The following is a 21,008-nucleotide window of genomic DNA, read 5'->3' on the forward strand; positions in this document are numbered from 1 at the left end:
TGGGAATCTCGGCTTAGGCTGAGGTTCCCTTTTTTAATGGCTATACAACTCATCATGAGCAATTTATTACACACTTATACGCAGCAATTTCTTTTCAAACCCGTCTGCGCCCCGAACAATAACGCTAAGTAAGTCCTTACTTTTAAGATTTTCTGTTTAATTTAAACATCCATTAACCTTGTTAACCCCTGAAATTAGCCCATGGAAAACCTAATCAGTTTGGTGAACGACATCGTCTGGAGCAATGCACTTATCGTACTTTGCCTAGGGGCAGGTGTATACTTCTCCTTCGCTACCAAATTTCTGCAGATCCGCTATATCGGCGAAATGCTGCGCCTGCTTTTTCAGGGGGAATCCTCGAACAAAGGCATCAGTTCTTTTCAGGCTTTTACAGTAGCCATTGCCGGTCGTGTAGGCACGGGTAACATTGCCGGTGTTGCCACGGCCATTGCGATGGGCGGACCAGGTGCCGTTTTCTGGATGTGGGTGATCGCCTTCCTGGGCAGTTCTTCTGCCTTTATAGAGGCCACGCTGGGCCAGATCTATAAGCAGGTAAAAGACGGCCAGTACAGAGGTGGCCCGGCCTATTACATCGAAAAAGGACTTGGCGTAAAATGGTATGCCGTGCTGTTTGCCGTGGCTACCATTATCAGTATGGCCCTGTTCCTGCCGGGCGTGCAGAGCAACAGCATCGCATCAGGTATAAGCAATGCCTTTCAGGTACCGGTGGCATATACGGGTGGTGCCGTTACCCTGCTGCTTGCTCTTATCATTATTGGTGGTGTGAAGCGCATCGGCAACGTGGCACAGATCGTCGTACCGTTTATGGCGGGTGCTTACATCCTGATGGCGGTGGTCATCATTCTGATGAACATTTCGGAGGTTCCGGCCATATTTGGTCTCATCTTCAGTTCCGCATTTGACCTGGAGCCCGCTTTTGCCGGTGTGTTTGGCATGGCCATCGCGTGGGGTGTGAAACGAGGCATCTACTCTAACGAAGCAGGCCAGGGTACTGCACCACATGCTGCTGCAGCCGCCGAAGTGAGCCATCCTGCCAAGCAGGGCTTAGTGCAAGCCTTTTCTGTTTACGTCGATACGCTTTTCGTTTGTTCAGCTACGGCCTTCATGATCCTGTTTACAGGGCAGTATAATGTGGCAAACCCGGAAGGGGGCTTTCTAGTGGAGAACCTGCCGGGCGTGCCGTACGGGCCAGAGTATACGCAGCTGGCAGTAAGCACACACTTCCCTGCCCTGGGTAGCGGTTTTGTTGCTATTTCGCTGTTCTTCTTCGCTTTTACCACCATCATGGCCTATTACTACATTGCTGAAACCAACCTGAGCTACCTGAACACCAAAAACAGAAAATGGATGCTTTGGGCGCTTCGCCTGCTGATACTCGCCGCCACCTTCTACGGCTCGGTAAAGACGGCAGAATCGGCCTGGACGCTGGGCGATATCGGGGTGGGTATTATGGCGTGGCTGAACATAATTGCCATTTTCCTGCTACGCAAGCCTGCCTTACGCACCCTGCAGGATTACCTGGCGCAGCGCAAAGCCGGCCTCGACCCGACTTTTGACCCGGAGAAACTAGGTATAAAGAACGCCGGAGACTGGAATAAATCGATAGGTATTGACGAGCAGGAAGAGCCAGATCAAAAAGAACTCAAAGCAGTTTAGCTGCGCAAATAGGTGTTATATAAAACAAAAGAGACGCTGCAATCGCGTCTCTTTTGTTTTTATGGTATGCCGTTTCTTGCTCAGAGATTACGCCCTTGAGGGGCCCACGGGGGTGTAATCATGAACAGACTATCTTCCTTCAATCACTGAGCGGTTCGCTCCCACTCCACCTCCGGAAACACCACTTCCAGTTGCCGTTTGATCACCCGATAATTCCCTTTCCAAAAACTGGCCAGGTCCGATACGGTCGTGATGGGCTTGAGCTCCGGGCTGAGCAGGGCCAGTTCTACCGTCATCTCGCCATCATCCACGGTCGGGCTTTCTTCCCAGTCCAGCACATCCTGCAGCCGGATCTCCAGCTTGGGCTGACTGCCGTCTGGTTGGTAAGTGAGGTCTGTACCTGATCCATCCGGCAAGGTGATACTAGACGGAGCCAGCACTTCCAAACGGGCACGCTGCTCATCATTCAGGTATTTCGCTTCGAGTATCGGCAAAAGCTCCAATTCCATCAGTTCATCAGGGTGCTCAATATCGAAAAGGTAGGACTTCAACCAATCCCAGTTTGTCATGAGCAAGGTGCTGGTGCTCACGTCAGGCCAGAACTCGGAGGGGCGCCATTTGCGCAGGCTCAGCACACGGTTTTGCCACTGCCTTACTTCGTAGTTAAAGTCCAGCAGGTGCTCGCCTTCGTGCTTGATAGCTTCGGACATGGCAGGTACGCGGTGCTTTTCGTCGGGAGTTGGCAGTGGTTTGCTTTGTAGCACGATGCTGCCGATACGAGTGTCCATGGAGGCGGTAAGTTCGCCGTCGTTCAGGTCCCAGTGGTAACTTTCCTGCTGCTTCACAAGCGGAGCCAGATCGCGCGGGTTGAGCGGCGAGGCCAGGAAAATGCGGCCCGGATTGTCACCGGTGCCGGCGTGCAGGTGCGCGATGGCCAGCCAGGGCTCGTGCGCCAGATCATCGCGGTGGCCGGCAGACGCGTATTGGCCGCTCGCCAACTGGAACTGTGCGTTATTGCCGGGGCGGGCGTAGGCGATGCGCTCCGGGTAGCAATGCGTGAGCAGCACACCGGTTTCGTAATCGTCGAAAGCACCGTTCTCGGGTTCTATGCTGAACAGCGAGCGGTACGAGCGGGCGACTTTCTCGATCTTGCCAAATTTCTTACCCTGCCCCTGCTCTTTTCTATACCTCCGGAGAGCTTCTATTCTCAGGTTGATATCTATACCTGCATTTCGGTCCAGCGGGTCGCGCTCTTCCAGGATGGCGGCAATGTCACTGGCCAGTGCCACCTGGTCGGTTTCCTCGGCTTTGAGCAGCATGTGCGCGATACGCGGGTGGCAGGGCAGCGCGTGCATTTTCTTGCCGTGCTCCGTAATGCGGCCATGCTCCAGCGCCTGCAGCTGGTGGAGCATCTCGGTGGCGTATTGCAAGGCAGCGCGTGGCGGCGGGTTCAGCCAGGTCAGACCACGAATGTCCGTGATGCCCCACTGCGCCATGTCGAGCACGAGCGAGGACAAATCGGCTTCCATAATCTCGGGGGTGCGGTGCGGGGCCATGCGCTCATGCGTGGTTTTGCTCCACATGCGGTAGGCTTTGCCCGGACCCAGACGACCGGCACGGCCGGCACGCTGATCGGCAGCGTCTTTGGAGATGCGCACCGTTTCGAGTCGGGACAAGCCGGACTTCGGGTCGAAGCGGGAGGTTTTGCCGAAGCCCGTATCTACCACCACCGAAATGCCTTCTATCGTCAAACTGGTCTCGGCGATACTGGTGGCCAGCACCACTTTGCGTTTGCCGTCGCGGTCGGGCATGATGGCGGCGTACTGCTTGCCGAAGGGCAGCATCCCGAACAGCGGGTGTATTCTAAAATCGCGCAACTGGCGGCGCAGGAATTCTTCTACTTTGCGGATATCATTTTCGCCGGGCAGGAACACCAGGATATCGCCTTCCTGCTCCTTAGCCGCCTGCACCACCACCTTGGCTGTCATTTCGGGCAGCATGCGGTCATCGGCGTCGCCGGTATAAAAAGTTTCGATGGGGTACTGTCGCCCCATGCTTTGCGCCACCGGGGCCTTGAGCAGGCTCGTGAGCTGCGGCATATCCAGGGTGGCCGACATCACCATAATGCGCAAATCCGGGCGAAGCGCCTGCTGCGCCTCCCGGCTCAAGGCCATGGCCACATCGGCATGAATGCTGCGCTCATGAAATTCATCAAAGATCACGATGCCTATACCTATGAGCGAGCGGTCGCTGTGGATCATGCGGGTGAGGATGCCTTCGGTCACCACCTCAATGCGGGTCTTGTCGGAAATGCGCGTCTCGAAACGGATGCGATAACCGACGGTCTGGCCTACCTCCTCGCCCAACAGCTGCGCCAGGCGCTCGGCAATGGTTTTGGCCGCCAGGCGCCGGGGCTCCAGCATAATGATCTTCTGATCTTTCAGCCAGGGCTCGTCGAGTATCGCCAGCGGCAGCAAGGTGCTTTTACCGGCTCCCGGAGGTGCGTTTACGATCAGCGTGTTCTGTGCTGACAGGTGTTCTCTGACGGCAGGTATAATTTCCCGAACAGGGAGGTCTATGGAAAATGGATTGAAAGGCAAAAGTTAAGCTTTAAGTAAACTATAATGGAGGTATACGTTGGTACCTGTCCGCAAATTTACGCAATGTTAGCCGAGATTGTATAACGCGTGTATTTACGCTGGCAGGCAGCAGCGTAAACTATGGATTTTCAACTAGAACTTTCTGCCTTCCCTTTTAAATTATAATACCCTATACATTTACAACTCACTTACAGGTATAAGCCTTTTAGACTATTTTAATAAGCGCCTTTTCAAACCATCATTCCGGTAGCTGTTTTTATGATTTTCACCGCTAACCTACTTCCTCCTTCCCTGCCTTAACTAACAAAATAGTGACACTCACTTCTTATCAAATAAATAATTAAATTTTATCTGGTTATAATTATAAATAAATCGTATCATTTTCTATAGCTTCTATTCTGGCAAGCATGCCCCTACATTCCGTCCGACAAGTTTTATTCATACAATTCATATCATATACCATTTAAATCTATCTCCATGAAACAACTTAAACCATTTCTATCAGTCATACTGGTAACTGTCCTGGCTTTTTCCTGTCAGGATCAGCTTCAGGAAGAAGAGATAGCGCCTCAGGCCGCTTCTTTAGAAAATATGGTGCAGACCAATACCCGGCATGGAAAATACATGCTGTACAAAGCCGAGTACATCACTTCCGGCGAGGGTAAAGAAGTGGGTAATGTGGTTTACTTCAACCATCGGGGCAACAAGCAGCTTGATGAGGACTTCGTAGAGGATTACAGTGAAGACGGCACCAGCGACATCAGCTACTATGTCGATAACAACAGGCATTCTGAGGATTTGTCGGCTGACATTACAGAAGCTGCTATCGACAGAGCCATGGATACCTGGGACGACGCAACCTGCTCCGATCTAGGTATGACCAAATTGCCTTATGATGGCCGCTCAACCGGTTTCATCGCTGAGTTGTTTGGCTACGGCGGTAGTTATGCCTATGTAGCTGATATTGTGCACGCCGGCTGGCTTCCGGGAGAATTCTTTGATATGATTATACCTGGAGGAAGTACAGGCGTTCTGGCCGTAACTTTCACGCTCATCTATGTAGATGCAGAAGGAAACCCCACAGACATGGATGGCAATGGAAAAGCGGACGTTGCCTGGAGGGAAATTTACCACAATGATGCCTTCACCTGGAATGATGGCTATACCTATGATGTGGAGACGATCGCTTTGCATGAGGCCGGACATGGCTTAAGCCAGAACCATTTCGGAACAGCATTTACAACCCTGAAGAATGGCAAGCTGCATTTTGCTCCACGTGCGGTGATGAATGCGGCCTATTCGCAGGTGCAAACCGAAATTTCAGGCACCGACCTGGCCGGCCATTGCAGCAATTGGGCCAACTGGGGTAAGTAAAGACGAAAGCACGCTAGCAAAAAAGGAGCCCTTCCAATATCATGGAAGGGCTCCTTTTTTTCATTAGCTATACCTGTAGGCAATACTTTACAATCAGCGTGTTTTGTGCCGAAATGTGTTCCTTATACAGAAATTCCCCATCCTTAGTGACAGCTGTAGGTATAGCGGAAATTCTCGATCATACCAGTATCGAAATCAGACTTGATCATGGTGGCCGGGTAACCCTGGCTGGTGTAGGTATAGGTCGCGTTATACTTTGGCATGTCATCGTAAGGCTCTGAAGTATTATACCCCAGCAGGTTGTGCGCTGATGGCGGCTGCAAAGGCTGGAAGAAGGTATAGGCCTGCTCCTGCGGATGTCGCTTCTTGTCGTCGTACCGCAATGTGATGTTCACCTCCCGTTGCGGGTCGTAAGAAAAGTATTGAATGGTAGTCGGATCACCGTTGCTATAGGTATAGCGCCATGCTCCGTATAGGGTAGCTTTGCCATTCTCAACATATAAGTAATGTGCCTCTTCCAGTTCGTTGCGGCTGTTGTAGATGAAGCTATAATAATCCCGCTCTTTCAGCACACCATTTTGCCCACGGTAGCTCCTGATTTGTCTGACCCGTTGGTTCTGCTCGTTATACTCGTTCAGATAAGTTTCACGGTTGCCGTTTACCTGCACCACCCGCCCTTTGCCGTCGTAGCTCATAGTGAACTTTTGCCAGGGTATACCTGCCGAGTCGGCGCTTACAGAGCTGAGCTGTCCCTGTGTGTTGTAGCTGTAGACAACCCTCTGCGTAAAGACCGGCGGCTCCAGGCCAAACCTGGCCTCGTAGGTTATTTCCTGCAAATGGCAACCCTGCTCCGGCTCCGGGTCTTTGTCTTTATCAGTCGGACATCCCCACAGCAGCAAAGCCAGTGGAAGCAATAAGAGTAAGCGTGTTTTCATGCAGGGAAGATAAAGGAAAATTATGAAGACGCGCTAAGATTAGTACGCTACTGCGCCAAGCCGCTTTTCCCTCAGATTAGCTTAAGCTGGTAAGTAAACCCGAAAGGTGGTCCCAACGTTTTGCTTGCTCTCCACTTCTATCCTTCCGTCTGTGTTTTCCACTATCTTCTTGACCATGTAAAGCCCGATACCAGTGCCTTCCACATGGTCATGGAATCGTTTGAACATGGTAAAAAGGCCTTTTCTCTGACCGGGAGTCATGCCGAGCCCGTTATCGGCAAAAGTCAGCACATGGAGCTGGTCGTCTGTATGGCAACTGATCTGAACCCGGGGAATCCGATCAGCAGCGCGGTACTTGATGGCGTTGGAGAGCAGGTTGTATACCACGCTCCGCATGTTCTTGCCGGAGATGCGGATTGCCGTGTGCGGCGCTACATTCGTTTCCAGCACAGCCTGGGTAGATTTTATCAGGGGCGCCAGGTCCAGGGTCACTTCTTTGATCACCTCCGCCACATCCACTAACTCGGCATTGAGTTCGTTCTGCTGCTGAAGCTTGGCCACCTCCGTCAGGCTGTCAATGGTCTTCTTAAAGCGTTCCACAGAGCCCTTCATCATATCCAGTATCAGCTGTGTATCACTTCTCTGCTCGCCTGTGGCAGTGTACCCTTGGGGCAGGAGCGCCAGCAGGCCTTCTATGTTGAGGATGGGAGCCTTCAGGTCGTGGGAGGCGGTATAAATAAAATTATCCAGGTCATTGTTGATGCTGATCAGGTGCCGGTTGTTTACTTCCAATGCCTCCTGTTGTTCCTTCCCCTCGTGCACATCGGTGGCCGTTCCAAACCATGCTGTCACTTTGCCCTCACTGTCGCGTTGAGGAAGTGCGCGGCTCAGGTGCCAGCGATGGCTGCCGTCCCGCATCCGCAGCCTGTGCTCTATCTCATAGCGCTTACCCGTCTGCACAGCCTTGTCCCAGGCCTCTACCGTTGGCTGCTCATCCTCTTCAATAAGTATGCTCTCCCAGTGCCATGCACCATTTGGTAGCTGTCTGGCCCCCGAAAACTCAGATACCCTGTTGTTGTAGTAGGTCACTGTCCCGTCTGGTTCGGCGATCCAGACGATCTGTGGCATGGCGTCGGCCAGATTCTGCAGGTCCCGGGCGCTTTGCTCAATCTTTTTTCTGGCCTGTACCTGCTCTGTCACATCAAGCGCTACGTGTATAACGCCGGTCACTTCGTCTTCTTCCATCAGCGGTGTGTAAGACACATTTAAATAATGTGCTTCCAGTTCCCCGTTTTTCAACAAATTGACCAACACTTCATTTCCGGTTTTGGCCTTCCCTGTTTGCAGCACTTCCCGGACAATTCCCAGCACAGGCTGGTCCTTCACCTCTGGCAGCGCTTCCTCTAATTTCTTACCGTTCACCTCGTCTGCCGTCTCTTTGCCCATAATATGCAGCATGGGTTCATTCACATTCTCAAACACCATATCGCTGCTCCTCGTTAAGGCAATGGCGATAGGTGCCTGCTTGATCATATTCCGGAAACGTGATTCGCTTTCCGCTAATCGCCTTTGGGCTAGTACCTCTTCTGTAACATCCACGGCTGTGTGGTGGATGCCGTAAACTTCGCCTTCTTTGTTAAAAAGTGGTTTATAGGTAAAGTTGAAGTAAGCAGGCTGTAAGCGGCCATCTACTACCAGTTCCGCTCTTTCTTTAGTGCCAACATAGGTTTGCCCGGTTCTGAAAACTGTCTCCAATAAGTCGGGGAATGGCTGGCCCTCTAACTCCGGCACTGCCTCGCGTAATGTTTTCCCTGCTATCGTGCTGTCTTTTCCCCAGTAACCCAGCATGATTTTGTTGGCATACTGTATTTTTATGTCCTTGTCCAGATAAAGTGCGGTGGCGATCGGGGCTTCTTCGATCAGGGTGCGATAACGGGATTCGCTTTCCTCGACCTTTCTGCGGGCCAGCACCTGCTCCGTGACGTCGTGCGCCACACTAAACACTCCGGCTGCTGCCGTATCGCCTGCATTGGCATAGTATGGCTGGTATACAAAATTGTAGTAGCAGAGCACTTCCTCCCCCTCCTTTATCAGTTTAACAGGAAACTCTGTCGCATAAAAAGGCTGGCCTGTTTCACGTACCTGGTCCAGCAATTCAGGGAAACCCTGTGATGTGGTTTCCGGAAGGGATTCAAACAAAGGTTTGCCAATGATATCGGATGTTCTTCCCAGTATGGTGAGTATTTCCTCGTTTGCAAGCTCTACCCTATTCTCAGGGCCAGTAACAATGTAGACCGCCACAGGAGCCTGTATAAACAAGCTGTACTTTTTTTCAATCTCCCGCATGGCAGCAGCCTTTCTTTCTGCCATCACTTGCTCTGTGATCTCAGATGGAGCATGCAAAATATACAGCACGTTGCCCTCTGCATCCAGCACCGGCTTATTACTTGTTTTCCAATACCGCTCTTCAAATACGCCGTCTGCGTTTACCAAATCATAACTCAGCACCGGCATCTGGTCGGTCACTTTGTCTCTCAGTACTTTCGCAAGCGAAACGCTTAAGTTGGAGGGACCCGTTGAGGAGGCATCTTCCGGGTTCTCAGGGTAAACCTCAAAGACACTCTTCCCAATTAATTCTTCCCTTTTCTGCCCCGTGATTTGCAACTGTTCGTCGCTCACGGCCAGTATGGTAAACAAGGGTGGATTGGGTTGCAGCAACAAAAAATTGCCTGGTAAGGTGTTAAAAACTATCTGAAAGTCTGTTGTGGGAACACGCCCTCCGGCAAAAATAGCTTGCTGCATGCAGTGTGTAATAAGTGATGTTGTAAGATACACAATTACGCAGCAAGATTAATTCCGCATCGTTGCAATGTCAGTGTTAAGCCAGAAAATTTTAGAACAGACAAACTCCCCGGAAATGCCTATACCTCGGCCCCGTCACCTACATTTATTGGCTGACTCACAACGGACTGGTTGGCCAGAAAAACACCTCCGTCACGGTTCAGGATTAAGCGACAAAGGCATTACCGTCTCGCTCGTTACGGTCGAAAACGGGGGCTATACCTGGCCGGGCAGTGCGCCCTTTAACAGTGGTTACCCCTGGGCAACACGACCGCCGACATCGACATTAATGAAATGATGTGGAGCTTTTTTAGCAAAAACAGGAAGCGCTAAGGTATAGGCAGGTATAGAAAAACAGCTACAGCAAGATTGAGAGAGTCGCTATACCTTGAAAACAAAGCAGTCCCGGACGCGTCGTGTCGGGACTGCTTTACCGTTTGTCAGGAATTCGCCGCCAGGTATTCCCTTACGTCATGTATGATTTCCCGAACAGGTAAGTCTATGGTGAAAGGGTTGAAGGGCAAGGGAGTAAGCTTTGGGTAAATCATGAAGATGTATACCTTTGTTGCTACCTATAAATGTCTGGTGAGAATGTATAATGTGCAGGCTTAAGGAAGCAAGTACCTTACTTAACCAATTGTAAGGTTATGAGTTATGGTATTTCAATGCGGAACTCCATAACTTTCCCACCCTTACTCATTGTCTCTCCGTAAGCCTTTATATCGTTATATAATTGAAGTAATCTATTGTCAGCAATTCCATTTTCAATTGCATGTTCAAAAGTCTCTAATGCCCTCTCCGGATTATTCTGAATTAAATAACTTATACCAAGATACCTATAGTTATCTGACCTTCTGGGCATTTTTGAGATGGCCTTTTTATAATTTTTAATAGCTGATTTATAAAGCTTAAATTTAAGAAAATCAAGACCTTTTGAGAACTCTATTATGTCAAGCCTAAATAATGGGTTTTTTAGTCTCTTGATATACCATAATTTACTTCCCACGCCAATTGTCACTTTAGCTAAAAGCATGTATAGGCTAAGCAGTAAAGCTAGAAAAAATCTAAGCACAAACATCAATGAGCCTTTCATACTATAATTGAATAAGGAAAGCCAAAACATGATTATACTATAATACATAGTTCTAAAGTATTGAAGGTTTAGTAAATAAGCATTAACTAAACCTTCATTTATCAGGTAAGGATTTCCACCTAGAATTTTTGCTATTTTGAGATGTCTGATTGCAGCAGGATAATTACCTAAGCCCACATGCGCTTGTGCTGCATGTATGAATATTAGTGGGTTGTTAGCTCCTGATCTTATTAAGAGACGAATCTGTTTCAGGGATTCATCAAATTCATTGCTCATTCCATAAGATACTGAAAGAGGCACCCTCCAGAACTCTGTTTTACTGTATTTGCCGGCTTCAAAATAGTACTTTCTAGCCTCTTGGAATTTTTTTTGATAATCTAGAATCATCGCTAACTGTAAAAGCAACTCCATGCTTTTTTTCTTTTTCTTCACAGCTAACCTAGCGACATTCTCTAAATCGTTTAAATATGCTCTTTCATTTATAATCCACTTTCTATGGATTTTATATTTAATGTAAACTAGAAACTTTACAGTTAGATAATAATTTAAAGAGTCAACATTGTTATTGCCAAATTTATAAGCTTTTTCAGCATCGAGTAGTAAATTATCTACATTTATTGCGTTATTTTTTTTTGAGAACTCAGCTTTGATTTTTTCAAGATAAGGAGTGCTCCTTCCTTCTTTAGCCAAAATTAATGACATATAGTCCAAGTAATCTTCACTTTGCTTTGAGTCCTGTTTAGATTTATAGTTTAAGTAAATAGATGCTACAAATGAAATTGCAGTAAGAACAAATACCACAAGGCTGAATTCACTAGCAAAAAACAAACTCACAACTCCTAGTGAGAGAAGTAGTGTAGTAAAAACAAAGAAGATATTTCTTTTGCGTCCTGTTCTGTAGGCTTCTGAAACTTCTAATGGCATGTGCTAATTAAATTTTTTGTAAACAATTTATTGACTTTTATATAATCCCGCGAGAAACCTACTTTTAGTCTATACTTGACCATGCAACTAACTAATTGGCATACATATTAGATATTCTTAAAATTATTTTTATCAATTTTTTTCTTTAAATAGAACCAGGTTTGGGTTTTTCTAATTTTTATATTTTTCTGATAAGCAGGACTGTATAAGCCAGGAAATAGAGCGCCATCCAGTTATTGACTTTTGCTTCAAAGCGCACCAGCAGAACTCTGAAGCTGTCAAGCCAGGCATAGGCCTACTCCACCCCATTTCTTCTCTTTCTTCTCTTGTAGAGCTCCGGGTCAAAGTACACTTAGCCTTCTGAAGCAGAGCCATTTCAGGGGTTTAAAACTATGTTGGCCTCTATTCTGAGCGAGGAGCAAAGCTTTCTGAAAGCCTCGGCGTCAAAGCCCGCGGCAGCCCTCCACTTCCAGCCCTGCCTCCTGGAGCAGTTGGGTCAGCTACCTGAACATCTTCTCGATCTCAAACAGGTCGTGGTTGCCTGCCACTGGCCCCCTATGCATCTTAGGACCGCGTTTGCCAACACTTAAGTGTGGCACGATCTAGTTGTTTATGCTATCTTCACTTAAGACTTCCATCGAATTAGGACCTGGTGATCGAATGTTCTCGCAAGCATTTTTAGAACCCTAATTTTTTGAGGTTCTCAAACCTTAAATAGGCTCTCTTTAATCTTTACCGTTATTATGATATGATTATAATTTTTCTATTTCAAAAATTAGCTTTGCGTCACTTGACTATTCCTTACTTTAGTTTTTCTTGTAATGCCTCTTTATAATGTTTCTTAACAGCCTCCCTATATATTGTCCAATCAACTCCTTGTTTAAGATCGTAGATTACTGTTTCTAAAACTTCCTTCTCGTTGCTAATCTCTATCATTAGTTTTTTGTCGAAAAAGGTTGGCTTAAAAAACAAGCTTGTCTTCAAGGAAAAATCTACACGGTTCATTAAATCATGTCTTCGAAACATTGAAGTTTCTTCAGTATTACCAAGGCCCACATAAAAGCTCCCAAATGACCAGTCTTCCCCAAGTTCTCTACACAAACCGCTTAAAACATCCATAGTTTGTGTGACAGCCATATCTTTTAATCCATGTACCATTTTTTTAGTTTGGTACTCTACTCTATCGACTACTTTACTTTTTATATCTTTCAATTCTTCGTCGTCTGCATCAATAATGTTAGACTTTAAAACAAAATCCTGAAGTTCTCTCAAATTTGTCAAATTCATGTCGATAGCTGCCTGTAGCTTTGCAAGTAATTCAGTCTTCTTAGGAGCCTGTTCTAATTGCATTTCAAGCCTTTGCTCCAACTCTTTGTTATTGGCGCAGTTATCTAAAATTGTCTTGATTAACGGCAGTCCTTCGTAGATCCTATCACTTTTCCATTGGTTGCAGTATGAATGAGCAGGAATCCAATTCTCATAATCATTTATGTTAAAGCTTTCATCTAAACCATAAGTTATAAACACTTGCTTCATCCTTACTGGATCATTTAAAAGTTCCTCCGGTAGGACATGATCAACATGAAAGCTCTTAAAGTCAACAGGTTCTCTGCACCATTGACATCTCCCTTGGAATGCCTTATAAACGGCATATCTTTGATTGTTTTTGAAAGAATACTTCGACATATTACAAATATAGAAACTATACGATATGTCATGCTTTAAATATAGTAAATTTAGTTGCGACCTTTACCTAAGCTGCCGTGCATTTACAGCTTTTGCATTTTCCTTTCCGCGAAGCTATACCTTCAGCACGAGCTACAAGCTCGCTCCAGCGGGTGTAATAGCCTGCTATATTTTTAAGTAGATTAGCACATGACAAAAGCTGAAACAGAGATCATCGACCACCTGCACTTTCATGAAAAATACCTTGAGCTGGTGCAGCAGCGCCGGAAAACGTCTACGGTCCGGTTAGGGTATGTGCTGCCAAACGCCATACAGTTGCCGCTAGTTTTTGGCGACATGCCTTTACCAGAAAAGGCACAGATAGAAAAGCTGGATTTTACCAAATCGTTTTCCGACTTAACCGAGGCTGACGCCCTGACGGATGGGTTTGAGAGTCTGGAAACCCTCCGGGCAGACCTGAAAGTGTTATATCCGGACATTACAGCCGAAGACCGTTGTACCATCATTTACTTTAAGTTGCTACCCGCGTAAAAATTGAAATGCAGGCGATTCCCCGCACTGCCGCGATCTTGCAGCTCGTGTCTTTTCTTTTCCACACAGCTATACCTTCAGCTAAAGAACAGTACGAGCTACAAGCTCGCACTGCCGAAGGAGTTAAAACATTAGCAGGATAAATAGATGGCAAAGAATATCCATTTTGGTGTACTGGAGAGTCGTCTTCTCGCAGGAGGAATACTTAAAAATCACTACTCCTTGTGCTAACAAACATATTGAACCTCCTTTATCACTATCTTGTAAGGCAATTTCCACCACCTATACCTGAGCAAAACCTTGCGCTACTTCTTTCATATCGGCTATAGCGGCACGCACTACAAAGGGTGGCAGCGACACCCCTATGGTGTAGGGGTGCAGCAGGTGATAGAAGAATGTCTGAAGAAGATTCTGAAGCAGCCCGTAGCGATTGTGGGTTGTGGCAGAACGGATGCCGGGGTACATGCGAGCCAGTTCTTTTTTCACCTGGATGTAGCGCAGCCCTGGGAATTTGACATGCTTTTCCGGCTGAACAAAGTTTTACCGCCCGATATCGCCGTGTTCGATATCATGCCGGTGGAGGGCCTGCCCCACGCCCGCTTTGATGCCAGCAAAAGAAGCTACGACTACTTTATCCATACCTACAAAGATCCGTTTCTGCACGATGTAAGCGCCCTATACCTTGTTCGGAACCTGAACCTGGATGCCATGCAGGCGGCCGCTGCCCTGCTCCCCCTTTACACCGATTACAGGAACCTCTGCCTGACGCCGGCAGAGCATGACAGCACCATCTGCCATGTTACAGAAGCCCGCTGGTTGATGGACCAGCAGGGTGACAGGCTGCGTTTTCAGATTTCGGCTAACAGGTTTCTGAGCCGCATGATCCGCATCATTGTGGGCCAACTGCTGCAGGTCGGAACCGGCGCGCTCAGCCTGCCCGAGTTTGAAAGTTACCTGGCGCTGGAGAAAGCACCCAAGCACCTTTCGCCGGCCTATCCGCAAGGGCTATACCTGTCCAAAGTAAGCTACCCTTTCCTGGACCTCGCGCCCCGTCCTGCCTTCTCCTCTGCCACTGCTGCTGTCTGGCAAACGATCTGAGGCTACTCCACCACCCGCAAAACATCTGCCTGCACATCATTTTCACCAACAGTACGTTCCTCCGTCGGGCTGTCGAATACCACCAGCACGTGCTGCTCATCCAGTATGGCAAGTCCTTCCGCTTTGTCTTTCCCGGAGTTCTCCCCTGTGCCGTGCGGCACCTCGCACAGCCGCTCCAGTTCGTTGTGATGCAGCAGCTGCTCAGTGTGTTTGTTCACGGCATCGCGCCAGCGGTAGATGGCAATCACGCCGTCCAGATCCATGGTGGGCCCGGCCAGCAGGTATAGGTCATTCCCGAAAATGCGTAGCTCCCGTATACCTTTGCCCCGCAGGTTCAGGAAGTGCTTCCGGTAGGGTTTCTCCTTCGTCAGCTGCTTCAGGTGCAGTATACCGGCCTTATCCTCTTCGGGCTCCACTTCCAGCACCATGGCCCAGCCCCTCAGCACCGGTCCGCGAAGCCCTATATAAATGCGATGTCCGTGTATGGCCAGCCCTTCAATATCGAAGCCATTGTCTTTGCCGGGAATGTCCATAAAAGGAGCAATGTGCGGGTCCTGCCGTAGCACTTCCGTTAACAGACTGCTGGTTTTGTCGCCCTTCAACTGACCCGCACGCAGCATTTTGCCGGGCTTGTCCGGATCTTCCACTTCTTTGTACAAGGTATACCCCCCTGTCGCCGGGTCCTGAAGAATAGGGATGCGCGCCAGCAGGTAGCGGTTCGGGTCACTTTTGATTTTTGACAGGCGCTCTATCTGCTTTTTGATGGAGTCAGGCCGCTTCGGTTTCTTGCGCTTCAGACTGTGGGAGCCAATCAGCCAGAGGTAGTGATCGGCCATACCCATCCCCTCGATGTCGATCTCGCTGAAATCCTTTGCCGGGAGGTCCAGGTAATCGTGCACATCAAACGAATGGTGCTTGCCGAAAGAACCGTCAGGCAGGCGGGTAAGGCGCTCAATGGTAGTGCGCTCATCACAACTCAGCCATAAGTTATCGCCGAGCAAAAGGGCTGTAGAGAGGCCATCGCGCACATGCTTGCCTTTGGCATTCAGGCTCAGGTCGGGGGAAAAGGAAAGTTTAATTTTATCGCGCATGTAGTATGTTTGGAGTTATGTTATACCTGTTCAGGTGTACGCAGGTACAGGTGTACAGACTGTGGCTATAAAACGAACTATGTGATAAATAGTATGTCCTCCGTTGGCGTGAGCTTGCAGCCTTATCTTGTCCCATAACTTTTCTGGATATGGGCCTTGGTTTTGGGAAACTGTCCCCTTGAGGACAAGTGAGACGAGAGTCGAAACTTGCAACCATAGTTCCCAGGGGTGTAATGCTACGAAGCGGCCGGCTTGTGTGCGCCAATGCCGGTAAATTCACAGGTGTAGACACCCCTATGATCCCCCAAGGGGATACTCTTCTCCTACTGCTGCTACACTTTAGTTGGAAAAGGGCAAATCTGGGAAAGTTATGGGACAAGATAAGGCTTGCAGATCGTGCCTATACCTATCCACGCAGCTATACCTTCAGCACAAGTAGCAGCACGAGCTACAAACTTGAACCGGCACACCATGCATGAATAGTGTAAACTACAAAAGCGGGGCTCGAAGGTTTTACACCCGCCCCGCTTTTATTTATGTAATAAAGTATGATTTCTTAGATGCAGCTAACCGAGACCTTAAGCCTCCTGTTTCTGAGCAGCCAGTAGTGCATCAAGGCCTTCCATGGCCATGGTCAGGCCTTCTTTAAAGCCCATCTGGATGGTGGTTTCGAGTTGTGCCAGGTCATCGAATGTGATCAGGTTCTCTACTAAAGTAACATCCTCTTTAGGTGTGAAACTTACCTCCCACTTCGATTGCGGCATTTCAGTGTTTACTACACCTTCGGCATCTGCAAAACCATCCAGTGCGGTGAAGCGCTTTTTAGGATCAATGGACTTGTAATTAGCCAATGCCCAGTGCTCTTCCCCTTCCGGACCAACCATGGCATAATGCCAGTGGCCGCCTTCTCTGAAATCCATTGTTTTGGTACGGGATTTCCAGGGTTTCGGCGCCCACCATTGGTCCAGGATCTCGCTTTTTGTGTAGGCATCCCACACAAGCGGGAGTTCTGCAGCAAACTCTCTTTTAACGGTGATCGTTTTGTTTACTTTGTTCACATTAAACTCAAATTCCAGGTTTCTTTTCATGGCTTATTGGTTTTTAGGTTTGATAATACGGTGTCCAATTCGCTGAAACGGTCTTCCCAGATCTTCCGGAACTGTTCCAGCCATTTGTCAATTTCTTTCATCTTAGCTACTTCAAGCTGATAGTAAATTTCGCGTCCCTGCTGTTCCTGTTTTACAAGCTGGCACTCCGTCAGAATCTGCAAGTGCTTTGAAACAGCCTGCCTGCTGGTGTCAAAATGTTCGGCTATCGCATTCGGCGTCATGGCCTGCAGGGCAATTAAACCGATGATGGCTCTGCGGGTGGGGTCTGCTATCGCCTGAAAAACGTCTCTTCTCATTTTTTTAATTAAGATATGCAACCATTTGTTTGCTAATATACGTGCAACTGAACGGTTGCGTTAATTATTTTTCATTTATTTTTAAATAATTTACTGAGAGATAGTTACTAAGGAGTAAACTTCATACAGTCTTTCTGAGATAACTAGTTCTACAGAAGATCTCGGGGCAGTCTTTAATAACTTGAATTTTCAAAAAGCAGCACTGTAAAACCTCCCTGCTCCCGCTAGCGCGAGTTTTCAGTTCGTGCCTATACCTTACCAAGCAGCTATACCTTCAGCACAAGTTGAAGTACAAGCTCGCACTAGCAAATATTCACTCCCCGTTGATATAGGGGTTCACTCCCTCCGCCCTTCAAAAAAACTTCTCCCTTCTTGTAGTTTTCCCTTAACTTCTGCAACTAACACTATATCCGCATGTAAACCTAAAGCACGATGGCGCAGCAAGTAGACGAGACCTTTATGCAGCAGCTAAACCAGCACCTGGGTATAGCGCATAAGGTATGCGGCCTCTATTTCTCGGATGCGGAGGAGAAGCAGGATGTGGTGCAGGAAATGCTCTACCAGCTCTGGCGGTCGTACCCGGGTTTCGACGGACGTTCCCAATTCTCTACCTGGATGTACAGCGTCTGCCTGAACACCGCCCTAACCTATCGGCGCAAGGAAAGCAAACACAAAAGCCAGCCGCTTACGCCGAGCCACCACCAGATAGCCGAGGAGCCGGCTAATCCCCAGGAAGAGAGCCTGCAGCAACTCCATGACGCCATCGCTACCTTGTCGCCGCTGAACAAGGCTCTGGTGCTGCTATACCTGGAGGACCTGCGCTACGAGGAAATTGCGCAGATAACGGGCCTGACCAAAAGCAACGTGAGCGTGCGACTGGTCAGGGTAAAGAAAGAACTGGAGACGAAGCTAAAGAAACAATCTGATACTTACAGCGATGCCAAACTTAGATGACCTGAAGCAAAAATGGAACGTGGAGCAGCCCGCTCTAGAGGCCTCAGTTCCTTACGATGCCGTTACGTTGAACCACATAATTCGAACAAGAATGAAAAAGCAAAACAACACCATCTTTCGTTACTTCTGGGCTACCTTCACCTTTCATATCGTGGTGTACGCCCTGTTGAGCCACGTCCTGATCAGGTATGGCGCCGACACCAATATGCGGCTTCTGGGTCTGCTTGGCTTCGGGGTGATGGTGCCTTTCACGGCCTTCATGCTCTGGCGTTACAAACAAATGGCCGTCGCGAAAATGAACCAGGAAAGTGCCGCCTCCATCCATACCTACATCAGCCGGCAACGTGCATTGCTGGTCGGTTTCTATACCTTCAAGAAGCGCTACGAACTGGTGCTGATTCCGCTGATCACGGCCATCGGCGTGGTGCTGGTGTTCGCGCTCTACATCCCGGGCGGCGTGATGGCCTACCCTGGTTCAGCCCTGGTCACTTTTGCACTGGCTGCCTTGATTTGCCTGCTGGCAATCCGCAATGAAAACAAAAAATACTTTATCCGGCCCCTCCAGGAGCTGCAGGGTATACTGGAGGATTACAAGGGCTGAGTGATGCGTTTTTGTAACTCCTGCCTGTTACCTACCCTCGCAGCTATAGCCTCAGCACAAGCTACAAGCGCCCACTATCACCAAACCCAACAGCATGAAGCCAGTTGCCAATTCAGTATCATTGGATGTACCAGGTAACAGGAAGCTACACTTTATGTATATTTATCGTACATATTCCTTCCTCTCACCTTAAGCTATAAATCATGAAATCACTCCTCAGCATTCGCCAGCTCTCTCCTACCACTTCTGAAAATTCCAGCAGGCACACCCCTTCCGTAGCCGAATACCACAACTTCGCTGGTACGGGAGACGAACTGAGCGGCGGGGCCCGCAGGATCACTATCAACACCCCGAAAGGTGAGTTCTTCGTCTGGACGAAACGGGTGGGTAACAACCCGACGATGAAGCTGCTCCTGCTGCACGGCGGACCGGGTGGCACACACGAAGCTTTCGAGTGCTTCGACAGCTTCCTGCCCAGGGCGGGCATTGAATACTATTACTACGACCAACTGGGCTCCCACTACAGCGACAAACCCGACGACACCAGCCTCTGGGAAATCAACCGCTTTGTCGAGGAAGTGGAGCAGGTGCGCCAGGCGCTACAACTCGACAAGAGCAACTTTTACCTGCTCGGCCACTCCTGGGGCGGCATCCTGGCCATGGAGTACGCCCTCAAATACCAGCAGCACCTCAAAAGCCTGATCATCTCGAACATGATGTCGAGTGTGCCCGCCTACAACCGCTACGCCGACGAGGTGCTGGGTCCGCAAATGCCCGCCGAAGTATTGGCGGAGATCAAGCAGATAGAAGCCGATAACGACTTTGAGAACCCGCGCTACATGGAGTTGCTGCTGCCGCACTTCTATACCCAGCACGCGCTGCGCCTGCCGCTGGAGCAATGGCCTGACCCGGCCCTGCGCATGCTCGACCACATGAACCAGACGGTGTATGTGCAGATGCAGGGCCCGAGCGAGTTCGGCATCCGGGGCAACGCCTCGCTGCTGAACTGGGACCGCTCCAGAGATTTGCCAGGTATAGCAGTATCCACGCTCACCATCGGCGGCCAGCACGACACCATGGACCCGAAACACATGGAGTGGATGGCCACGCAGTTTCCGAACGGCCGCTACCTGCACTGCCCCGAAGGCAGCCACATGGCCTTTTACGACGACCAGCAAACCTATTTCAAGGGCTTGGTAAACTTCATGAAAGAGGTGGATGGGTAAAAGACATCGCAGTGTCTGAGCAAGCAGGAAGTATTCGGGTAGACAGCATCAAAAACAGTTTATTTCAAAATTTATAGCCTTTACACCAGCCATCTGTCTGTTCACGCAGTAATCCGGATAGTTATTCCGCAACTTTTAGAATATAGGTAAATTAGGTACTGCAGCTAACCCGCATGTTCTACCTAAACCTTACCGCTATGAAGATTTTTCTATTCATCTCTTCTCTCCTTCTCTTCGCTTTCCTAATGCTTTCTACACCGATTTTGAAACATCAGCCTGAAACAAGCAAGTTACCGGCTGGTGTTACTACCGCGCTACAGCAGGATCAGGAAAAGATTAAACTCGGGGAGCACCTGGTACTGACTTCTGCCTGCCACGATTGCCACACGCCAAAAAAAATGACCGACAAAGGTCCGGTGATGGACTACGACAGAGCTTTATCCGGCCATCCGGCTAGTTTGCCACCTCCTGATGTGAATCGCAAAGAGATAGAACAGAAAAACCTGGTGGTAACGCAAACACTAACAGCCTGGGTTGGGCCCTGGGGAATTTCGTATGCAGCCAATTTAACCTCCGATGCGACCGGTATCGGCAACTGGACGGAAAAACAATTCTTCACGGCCATACGGGAAGGCAAGTATAAGGGCCTGGAAAACAACCGGACTTTATTACCCCCAATGCCCTGGGATATGTACAGGAACATGACTGACAAAGAGTTAAGCGCCATATTCGCTTACCTTAAATCCACCAGGCCGATCAAGAACGTTGTTCCCGCCCCAGCCCCTCCGGTAACAGCCGCGCCCGGCAAATAAAAATTGTACTTTGTTTTGATTCATCGGGCAGCCAGGCACGCTTGTCAGATCGGGCAAGCATTGGCTGGCGCGGGCTTTCAGCTCGTGCCTATACCTTACCATAATGCTATACCTAACAGCACGCCCGCAGCAGGAGACTTCGTTCTGCTGAATAAGGTTA

At 48.9% G+C, this 21,008-nt stretch carries 16 protein-coding genes; 8 read left to right on the forward strand and 8 right to left on the reverse strand.

Annotated features, from left to right (window positions below; genetic code table 11):
• Positions 1–201 precede the first annotated feature (201 nt).
• On the forward strand, positions 202–1,677 hold the full coding sequence (locus L1278_RS16785; RefSeq protein ID WP_253406177.1) for a sodium:alanine symporter family protein: 1,476 nt from the start codon (positions 202–204) through the stop codon (positions 1,675–1,677).
• 143 nt (positions 1,678–1,820) lie between these two features.
• Here the strand turns inward: L1278_RS16785 and hrpB are convergent, their stop codons facing one another.
• The gene (gene hrpB / locus L1278_RS16790; RefSeq protein ID WP_253406178.1) at positions 1,821–4,277 is read right to left on the reverse strand and encodes an ATP-dependent helicase HrpB; all 2,457 of its coding nucleotides are present in this window, start codon (positions 4,275–4,277) and stop codon (positions 1,821–1,823) included.
• A gap of 477 nt (positions 4,278–4,754) precedes the next feature.
• On the opposite strand from hrpB, the gene L1278_RS16795 reads away from it, so the two are divergent.
• Positions 4,755–5,651: a hypothetical protein gene (locus L1278_RS16795; protein WP_253406179.1), complete on the forward strand. Its 897-nt coding sequence runs from the start codon at positions 4,755–4,757 to the stop codon at positions 5,649–5,651.
• A 143-nt stretch (positions 5,652–5,794) separates the two neighbouring features.
• Here the strand turns inward: L1278_RS16795 and L1278_RS16800 are convergent, their stop codons facing one another.
• The 4 genes from L1278_RS16800 to L1278_RS16815 all read right to left on the reverse strand — a co-directional run bounded on the left by L1278_RS16800 (position 5,795) and on the right by L1278_RS16815 (position 13,130).
• Complete coding sequence (locus L1278_RS16800) at positions 5,795–6,586, reverse strand: hypothetical protein (protein WP_253406180.1); 792 nt, start codon at positions 6,584–6,586, stop codon at positions 5,795–5,797.
• A gap of 81 nt (positions 6,587–6,667) precedes the next feature.
• Positions 6,668–9,388 carry a PAS domain-containing protein gene (locus L1278_RS16805; RefSeq protein WP_253406181.1) on the reverse strand — a complete coding sequence of 907 codons (2,721 nt, stop codon included), beginning with the start codon at positions 9,386–9,388 and terminating at the stop codon, positions 6,668–6,670.
• Positions 9,389–10,079: 691 nt separating this feature from the next.
• Positions 10,080–11,444: a hypothetical protein gene (locus tag L1278_RS16810; protein ID WP_253406182.1), complete on the reverse strand. Its 1,365-nt coding sequence runs from the start codon at positions 11,442–11,444 to the stop codon at positions 10,080–10,082.
• Between the two features lie 801 nt (positions 11,445–12,245).
• Positions 12,246–13,130, reverse strand: a complete 885-nt coding sequence (locus tag L1278_RS16815; protein WP_253406183.1) for an HNH endonuclease — start codon at positions 13,128–13,130, stop codon at positions 12,246–12,248.
• Positions 13,131–13,319: 189 nt separating this feature from the next.
• Between L1278_RS16815 and L1278_RS16820 the strand changes: the two genes are divergently transcribed.
• Positions 13,320–13,661, forward strand: a complete 342-nt coding sequence (locus L1278_RS16820) for an ASCH domain-containing protein (protein ID WP_253406184.1) — start codon at positions 13,320–13,322, stop codon at positions 13,659–13,661.
• Positions 13,662–13,961: 300 nt separating this feature from the next.
• Complete coding sequence (gene truA, locus L1278_RS16825; protein WP_253406185.1) at positions 13,962–14,759, forward strand: tRNA pseudouridine(38-40) synthase TruA; 798 nt, start codon at positions 13,962–13,964, stop codon at positions 14,757–14,759.
• Between the two features lie 2 nt (positions 14,760–14,761).
• Here truA and L1278_RS16830 read toward each other — a convergent pair whose 3' ends face one another.
• The 3 genes from L1278_RS16830 to L1278_RS16840 form a co-directional block, all read right to left on the reverse strand.
• Positions 14,762–15,850 (reverse strand): DUF3616 domain-containing protein, encoded by a 1,089-nt coding sequence (locus L1278_RS16830; protein ID WP_253406186.1) that lies wholly within the window; start codon positions 15,848–15,850, stop codon positions 14,762–14,764.
• A 578-nt stretch (positions 15,851–16,428) separates the two neighbouring features.
• Positions 16,429–16,938 (reverse strand): SRPBCC domain-containing protein, encoded by a 510-nt coding sequence (locus L1278_RS16835; RefSeq protein WP_253406187.1) that lies wholly within the window; start codon positions 16,936–16,938, stop codon positions 16,429–16,431.
• On the reverse strand, positions 16,935–17,255 hold the full coding sequence (locus tag L1278_RS16840) for a helix-turn-helix transcriptional regulator (RefSeq protein ID WP_253406188.1): 321 nt from the start codon (positions 17,253–17,255) through the stop codon (positions 16,935–16,937). Before L1278_RS16840 ends, L1278_RS16835 begins: the two co-directional genes overlap by 4 nt.
• 432 nt (positions 17,256–17,687) lie before the next feature.
• Between L1278_RS16840 and L1278_RS16845 the strand changes: the two genes are divergently transcribed.
• The 4 genes from L1278_RS16845 to L1278_RS16860 all read left to right on the forward strand — a co-directional run bounded on the left by L1278_RS16845 (position 17,688) and on the right by L1278_RS16860 (position 20,848).
• Positions 17,688–18,209 carry an RNA polymerase sigma factor gene (locus L1278_RS16845; RefSeq protein ID WP_253406189.1) on the forward strand — a complete coding sequence of 174 codons (522 nt, stop codon included), beginning with the start codon at positions 17,688–17,690 and terminating at the stop codon, positions 18,207–18,209.
• A complete protein-coding gene (locus tag L1278_RS16850) occupies positions 18,193–18,810 on the forward strand; it encodes a hypothetical protein (protein WP_253406190.1) in 618 nt (205 codons plus the stop codon). The genes L1278_RS16845 and L1278_RS16850 overlap by 17 nt, the downstream gene beginning before the upstream one ends.
• Before the next feature lie 203 nt (positions 18,811–19,013).
• Positions 19,014–20,036: a proline iminopeptidase-family hydrolase gene (locus L1278_RS16855; protein WP_253406191.1), complete on the forward strand. Its 1,023-nt coding sequence runs from the start codon at positions 19,014–19,016 to the stop codon at positions 20,034–20,036.
• 197 nt (positions 20,037–20,233) lie between these two features.
• The gene (locus L1278_RS16860; protein ID WP_253406192.1) at positions 20,234–20,848 is read left to right on the forward strand and encodes a c-type cytochrome; all 615 of its coding nucleotides are present in this window, start codon (positions 20,234–20,236) and stop codon (positions 20,846–20,848) included.
• Positions 20,849–21,008: the final 160 nt, after the last annotated feature.

This window comes from Pontibacter sp. HSC-36F09, from assembly GCF_024171605.1.
Lineage (GTDB): Bacteria > Bacteroidota > Bacteroidia > Cytophagales > Hymenobacteraceae > Pontibacter.